6 protein-coding genes and 1 pseudogene are annotated in these 7,076 nt (G+C 60.7%); 6 read left to right on the forward strand and 1 reads right to left on the reverse strand.

What is annotated here, in order from left to right:
• Window positions 1-139 precede the first annotated feature (139 nt).
• The 5 genes and pseudogenes from QT222_RS09785 (at window position 140) to QT222_RS09805 (ending at window position 4,716) form a co-directional block, all read left to right on the forward strand.
• The gene (locus QT222_RS09785) at window positions 140-1,252 is read left to right on the forward strand and encodes a restriction endonuclease (protein WP_491477055.1); all 1,113 of its coding nucleotides are present in this window, start codon (window positions 140-142) and stop codon (window positions 1,250-1,252) included.
• Between the two features lie 70 nt (window positions 1,253-1,322).
• Window positions 1,323-1,919: an NfeD family protein gene (locus QT222_RS09790; protein ID WP_004057461.1), complete on the forward strand. Its 597-nt coding sequence runs from the start codon at window positions 1,323-1,325 to the stop codon at window positions 1,917-1,919.
• Window positions 1,920-2,050: 131 nt separating this feature from the next.
• Window positions 2,051-2,611: pseudogene (locus tag QT222_RS09795) on the forward strand (SPFH domain-containing protein); the annotation flags it as partial.
• A 96-nt stretch (window positions 2,612-2,707) separates the two neighbouring features.
• Window positions 2,708-3,988 (forward strand): SPFH domain-containing protein, encoded by a 1,281-nt coding sequence (locus QT222_RS09800; RefSeq protein ID WP_004057463.1) that lies wholly within the window; start codon window positions 2,708-2,710, stop codon window positions 3,986-3,988.
• A 110-nt stretch (window positions 3,989-4,098) separates the two neighbouring features.
• A complete protein-coding gene (locus QT222_RS09805; RefSeq protein WP_004057464.1) occupies window positions 4,099-4,716 on the forward strand; it encodes a winged helix-turn-helix transcriptional regulator in 618 nt (205 codons plus the stop codon).
• 214 nt (window positions 4,717-4,930) lie between these two features.
• On the opposite strand, the gene QT222_RS09810 is transcribed toward QT222_RS09805, so the two are convergent.
• Window positions 4,931-5,200, reverse strand: a complete 270-nt coding sequence (locus QT222_RS09810; protein WP_004057465.1) for a DUF7123 family protein — start codon at window positions 5,198-5,200, stop codon at window positions 4,931-4,933.
• Window positions 5,201-5,579: 379 nt separating this feature from the next.
• Here QT222_RS09810 and aglD point away from each other — a divergent pair.
• On the forward strand, window positions 5,580-7,076 hold a 1,497-nt coding region (gene aglD / locus QT222_RS09815; protein WP_491477056.1), incomplete at its 3' end, for a flippase domain-containing glycosyltransferase AglD.

Consider the following 7,076-nt stretch of genomic DNA (forward strand, 5'->3'; position numbering starts at 1 on the left):
CGACGACTGTGATACCGATTGATACTCGCGGCGGTCGGTTTACTCCCGGCGCTGCACGCCGATTGGACGAACTCGAATACGAACGCGACATGACCACACAGGACGGACGACACAGACCGTACACGGCGGAGGAAACACAGTGACGACACTCATCGAACTGGACGCGACGAAGTTCGTCCACTTCCTCTCGGACCTCTGGACGCAACGTAACTGGCAGACGAACGCACAACCCCGCGGGGAGGGTCGCTATCTCGTCCAAGGCCAACGAGCGGACGGGACCAAGGGGATGATGCTGGTGCTTCCCGACATCGAGGCGACGGTCGAAAAAGAGCACATCAAAGGGTTCGTCGCGCACGCGAAGAAGCGTCAAATCGACGTTGTTGTCGTCGCAACGCAGGGCGAATTCGTCGACGAGGTACGCGGCTTCGCCACGAATCACGACGTGACCTTACTCGACCGAGACGAGCTCGGAGAGACGGTCACAGAGGAGGGTCTCGAAGAGACGGTTCGGCAGTACACCGACGGAGACGTATTCGAAAGCGCGGAGGTCGAATTCGGATTACCGTTCGACCTTCCCGAACCGGTCGAAGACGCGCTCGCGTCGCTCCCGATAGACGCCATCCGCGAGCGACTCTCAGGTGGGGACGGCGACGGAAGTGGTTCGCTTAGCGACCGACTGCCATCTTCTATCGACGACCTCAAATCCGGTTCACCGCCGAGCGTCCGCGTCGTCGTCGTTGCGGTCTTGCTGCTCGTGCTCGCGCTCGGGTCGGTTGCAGCCCTCGGACCGATGATTGACGGACTCGGCGGCCCCAGCGGTGCCTCCGGCGTCGGCGTCTCTGCGGTCTCCAGTGCGCCCGCCGACTCCGCCGATATGGTTGCACGGTGGAACGCGAAAACGACCGAGTCGGTACAGCTCGGAAATCGGTCGTACACCGCTCCCGATGGCGAGCAGTTCGTCGTCGTCGCACTCAACGTGACGACCCAGCAATCGTCACCGGGGTCGCTCTCGCAGTCCGCGCTCGTCTTCGAATCCGATAGCGTTCGGTACGCACACCAACCGCTCGCAAACACGACCGGGTTCGCAAACGGCGGCCTGTTCACACCGAACGAGTCCGAAACCGTCTGGACCGTCTTCTCCGTTCCCGCGAACACGAGTACCGGAACCGTGCTCGTCCGCAGCGGAAACGAAGACACCGTCGCATTCATCCACGACGAGTCACTGTCAGCCAAACCAAACGAAGGCGAGTAGGAACGCGGACAAAACCCACAGACGGGACGCGACCCTCAACCCTTAATCGGGCGACGGTCCTAAAGCGGGTATGGCACACCCGCTGTTCCCGTTGCAGACCGGCCTCGTCGGTCCCGAGACGCTTCCGTTGCTCTTGATACTCGCTGGACTTGGTCTCTCTGTCGCAGAGGCGTTCGTGCCGGGTGCGCACTTCGTCGTCCTCGGCGTCGCCCTCCTCGCCGCGGGACTGGTCGGATTCCTCTTTACCCCGCTTGCAAGCCCGATTATCCTCGGCCTGCTCGTCTTCGTCTTCGGTGGGCTGACACTGTACGGCTACCGTGAATTCGATCTGTACGGTGGCAAAGGGCAGGGACAAACGAGCGATTCAGACGCGCTCGCCGGAAAGACCGGGCGCGTCACGGAACGTGTCACCCCGACGAGCGGCGAAGTGAAACTCGACGAGGGCGGCTTCAACCCGTACTACGCCGCCCGGTCGGTTCACGGCGAGTTAGAAGAGGGAAGCGAGGTGGTCGTCGTCGACCCCGGCGGCGGAAACGTCGTCACCGTCGAGGGTGTCGGTCCGGGCGAAGACGAAATCGACCGCGAACTCGCGAGAGAGCGGGCGCGTCGACGGCGCGAAAAACTCGAAGCGGAGCGAGAGCGCGAACGAGAACTGGAGCGAGAATGAGAACGGAAGACGCAGAACAGACCTAACAGTCACTCGATGACGGAACTGGCTCAGTCGAGGCGACCGAAACCGCCCGACGTGACGACCCTTTCACACAAATACTTATCAGACGATCAATCTTGGACGAGGTTATGGATGTACTCGTTCTCCAGACAGGACTAGGAACCGTAACCACCATCGTTGGCCTCTCCATCCTTATTTTCCTCGTCGTAACGGTGTCCCAGTCGCTTGAGGTTGTCGGTGCCTACGAGAAGCGGGTACTCACGGTTTTCGGCGAGTACCGAGACCTCCTCGAACCGGGTATGAACTTCGTTCCGCCGTTCGTCTCCCAGACCTATTCGTTCGACATGCGGACGCAGACCCTCGACGTCCCTCGTCAGGAGATACTCACCCGCGACGATTCGCTGGTAACTGTCGACGCCGTCGTCGAGGTCACGGTCAGGGACGCCGAAAAAGCGTTCCTCGAAGCCGACGACTACCAGTACGCCGTCTCGAATCTCGTGAAGACGACGCTCCGTACCGTCCTCAACGACAGGCAACTCGACGACGCGCTCAACAATCAACGGAAAATCGGCGTGTACCCCCGCCGAAAACTCGACAAAGAGACCGGCGAGTTCGGTGTCCGCGTCGAGGATGTCGAAATCCGTGAAATTACCCCAGGGGCCGACAGTCGGGAAGCGACAGAACAGCAGGACCCCACCAGATGAGACGTGCGGACGACCAAAACCGTCCGACGTGATGACCTTTTCACACTAATACTTATCATACAACCAACCCTAGACGGAGTCATGGACCTACTTGCTCTCCAGGCAGGTCTGGGTATCGGAGGAGTCGTTGCCGGCTTCCTCGTGCTCGTCCTCGCCATCGTCATGGTGTACCAGATGGTCGAGATCGTAGACGCCTACGAGAAGAAGGCGCTCACGGTCTTCGGGGAATACCGACGCCTCCTCGAACCGGGTATCAACTTCATTCCCCCGTTCGTCTCCCGAACCTACGCATTCGACATGCGTACCCAGACGCTGGACGTGCCCCGTCAGGAGGCAATCACCCGCGACAACTCGCCGGTGACCGCCGACGCAGTCGTCTACATCAAGGTCATGGACGCGAAGAAGGCCTTCCTCGAAGTCGACGACTACAAGCGCGCCGTTTCGAACCTCGCACAGACGACGCTCCGCGCCGTCCTCGGTGACATGGAACTCGACGACACGCTCAACAAGCGTCAGGAAATCAACGCGCGCATCCGCAAGGAACTCGACGAACCGACCGACGAGTGGGGTGTCCGCGTCGAGTCCGTCGAAGTCCGCGAAGTCAACCCGAGCGCCGACGTGCAACAGGCGATGGAGCAACAGACCTCCGCCGAGCGCCGTCGCCGTGCCATGATTCTCGAAGCGCAGGGTGAGCGTCGCTCCGCCGTCGAGACAGCCGAAGGTGAAAAGCAGTCGAACATCATCCGCGCACAGGGTGAAAAGCAGTCGCAGATTCTCGAAGCGCAGGGTGACGCAATCTCGACCGTGCTCCGCGCGAAGTCCGCCGAATCGATGGGCGAACGTGCTATCATCGACAAAGGTATGGAGACGCTCGAACGCATCGGACAGGGCGAATCCACGACGTTCGTCCTCCCGCAGGAACTCACCTCGCTCGTCGGCCGCTACGGCAAGCAGCTAACCGGCTCCGACGTGCAGGATATGGAAGGCCTCTCCAGCATGGAGTTCGACGAGGAGACGCGCGAACTGCTCGGTCTCGACGACATCGACGACATCCTCGGCCAAATCGACGAAGCGGCCGAGATGAACGTCGAACAACTCGAACAGGAAGCAGAGGCCATCAAAGCCGGTGCCGAAGTGAACGACATCAAGTCACCTGACGAGGTTATCGCCGAAGTCGACGAGGAAGAAGAACCCATCAAATCAGCTGACGAAGTCGTCTCTGAAAGCGAGGGTCAGGACGGCTCAGACGGTGAAACAGCCGACGAAGCAACCGCGAACAACAGTCAACAGGAAAGCGCCACAAACGGCGACGAAGACGACGAAGACGAAGCCGAGATGTCGTTCGAAAAAGACCTAGAATAGCGCTTTCTCCCCTTTTCGCCCGAACCCGTCACACCGGCAGACCGTCACTAATCTCAGACAATTGATATGCCGAAGCGTTTTTCTTTAACCCATCACCTATGTGAGAGTAGATGTCGAACCGCCGGATAGACGAAGACAAACGGGCTACTCTCCGTCGCTTCGCTGCACTCGGGGCCGCCACACCACTGGTGGGTCTCGGTGCGAGTGACGACGACTCCGATTCATCCTCCAGTGACACTCGGGATGCGATTATCGGCTACCTGGCAGCTACACCGGGCGCACACTTCTCGAAAGTACGCGACGACTTGCAGTTGGGAACGGGCGAGACGCAGTATCACCTCCGGAATCTCGTCGACGAAGGAACGCTCGATGTTCGCCGCGACGGTGACTACAAACGCTTTTTCGCCGCGAGTCGATTCTCCGCGTTCGAACAGGTCGCACTCGGCTATCTCCGCCGCGACACGCCGCGCGGAATGCTCATTCACCTCCTCCGAGACCCTGACGCGACAGGGAGCGAACTCGCCGACAAACTCGGCGTCTCGCGGGCGACGGTGAGCACGTATGCGAAAGAACTAGACGCCGTCGGACTGCTGTCTCGCGAAAGCGGCTACGAAGTCCGCAACCCCGAGACGGTCATCACACTCTTGATTCGGTACGCAGATTCCTTCGGGTCAGATGCCGCAGCGTTCGCGAACGACGCGGCTGGTCTCATCCGGTTCGACCCCTGATTCGACCCTCGATTCGATACCCTTCCGGAGTCGAAACAGACGACTAACAGCTGATAGTTGACGGCAGTTCCCTCTTCTTGACAGTGACAAGCGAGGTCATATGTCGTCACTGAAAACCCAAAAATCGGGGGGTGGAACGCGTAGGGGGAGACGACGGCGTTCCGGGGAGCGCACCGGGGGCGCTCGATTGAAGCGTCAGGGGTTCAGTGAGGGCTTAAGCAGTCACCTTCCACGTGGTTCCCGAGGAGTAACCCCACTTCTCGATGCTCACGTCGAATTCGCCGTCGAGAAGCGGGCGCATGTTAGCGCCGACTTCCTTCGCCGAGAGGTCGAGGTCCTCGGCGATGAGTCGCGACTTGAAGTACGTCTGCGTACCGACGTTGGTACGGAGGTACTGGAGGATACGACGCTGCTTCTCGGAGAGGTTCCCTGCGGCGTCGAGGACATCGCCCTCGGCCGCGGTTGTGGAGGCGGTTGTGCTCATACCTACACACAGGAGAGAGACGCCTATCAGGGGTTTGGTACAGGAGGTTAACACGCTGCTGTCTTGCGATTTTGACCACGAAATACTGCTCCGAAGGGGGTACTTGCACCACCGCAGGTACGGTCGCCTAACAACCACTGACAGCGGACACTTCGCCACCGAGGCGGGTCCCGCCAGCGACGAATTATCCCAGCAGAACATGACTATCAGAGATTATTCTCCACAAAAACAATACCGTGACACCCTATTTTCCCCACCATTACACAGAGAAAATAGCACAGAAGGCCGTTACTGTCCGGATATAAGTCCTTACAGCGAAATCCAACCTCGACGACGCGAGACAGAAAATACATACGCAGATAGCGGCCATACGACGACAATGGGTCGCCCGACAGACCGACGCTCGGCCGCCATCACTTCGGCCGGCGTCGAAGTGAGCGTCGTCCTCCCCGCATACAACGAGGCGCGGACCATCGAAAATACGGTCCGCGTTACAGTCGAGACGCTCGAACGGTTCCTTCCTTCCGACGCGTTCGAGGTTATCGTGGCCGAAGACGGCTGCGACGACGAAACGCCGGAGATAGCCGACGAACTGGCCGCCGAAGACAAGCGGATTCGCCACTACCACAGCGACGAGCGGCTCGGTCGCGGCGGCGCACTCGAACGCGCGTTCGAAGCCGCCGACGGCGACACACTCGTCTATTTCGACACCGACCTCGCGACGGACATGCGACACCTCGAAGGGTTAGTCGAGCGCGTCCGTACGGGTGAATACGACGTCGCAACCGGCTCTCGGTGGATGCCAGACAACGTCGCCGACCGGCCGACGAAGCGCGGCGTACCGAGTCGAGCCTACAACGGTCTCGTCCGCTTTTTCCTCCAGTCCGACCTCCGTGACCACCAGTGCGGGTTCAAGGCGTTCAGTAGAGACGTGTTCGAGACGCTCCGCCACGACGTGGAGGACGAACACTGGTTCTGGGACACCGAGATGCTCGTCCGCGCACAGCGCGCAGGGTTCCGCGTCGCCGAATTCCCGGTCGATTGGGAGCCGAAAGGCGACACGAAAGTCGACCTCGTTCGCGACATCCTCGGGATGGGAAGTCAGATTCTCCGGACGTGGTGGCAACTGTCGGTTCGACCGCGTATCACCCGCCGGGTGACCATCGTCGCCGGCTTGCTCCTTACTGTCGTCGCGCTTGCGCTGATGACGGTCTACATCGACCCTTCGGAGGTTCTGGCCGTCCTCGGTAACGCGGACCCCGCACTCGTCGCGGTCGCAGCGGTCGTCTATCTCGCCTCGTGGCCACTCCGCGGCATCCGCTACCGCGACATCCTCAGAGAACTCGGCTACCGCGAGAAATCGGGCTTCCTCACTGGAGCAATTTTCATCAGCCAGACCGGGAATCTCGTGTTTCCCGCTCGGTTGGGTGATGGTGTGCGTGCGTACGTAGTGAAAGCCAGACGCGGCATCCCGTACCCGTCAGGATTCGCCTCGCTCGCAATTGAGCGTGTCTTCGACCTGCTCACTATCGCCGGTCTCGCGGGCGTCGTCCTCGTCGGTCTCTCGGCGACTGGCGGCCTCGGAGACATCGCAACCGTCCTCGCGACCGGCGTGAGCGGCGGAACCGTCGATGTAGCTGCAGACGACGTGCGAACGGTCGCCTACGTCGCCAGCGGCGTCGGCGTCGTCGCCATCTTCGGCGTACTCGGAATTGCATTGTCGGCGCGCGCAGACCGCAACGTCATCCGGGCGTTCGTCGGTCGGTTCTCCTCTGACTCCTACGTCGAATACGTCGCGGGCATCATCGAGCAGTTCGTCTCCGACTTACAGGCAGTCGCAGGCAACCGCAGCGCCTTCGGTCGCGTCGGCCTGACG

The organism is Haloferax sp. s1 (assembly GCF_058382125.1).

Bases quoted from the DNA above. Each gene is read 5' to 3' on its own strand.
- QT222_RS09800 (WP_004057463.1), top strand. From the start codon at position 2,708: ATGGACCTACTTGCTCTCCAGGCAGGTCTGGGTATCGGAGGAGTCGTT.
- QT222_RS09790 (WP_004057461.1), top strand. From the start codon at position 1,323: ATGGCACACCCGCTGTTCCCGTTGCAGACCGGCCTCGTCGGTCCCGAG.
- QT222_RS09810 (WP_004057465.1), bottom strand. From the start codon at position 5,200: ATGAGCACAACCGCCTCCACAACCGCGGCCGAGGGCGATGTCCTCGAC.
- QT222_RS09805 (WP_004057464.1), top strand. From the start codon at position 4,099: ATGTCGAACCGCCGGATAGACGAAGACAAACGGGCTACTCTCCGTCGC.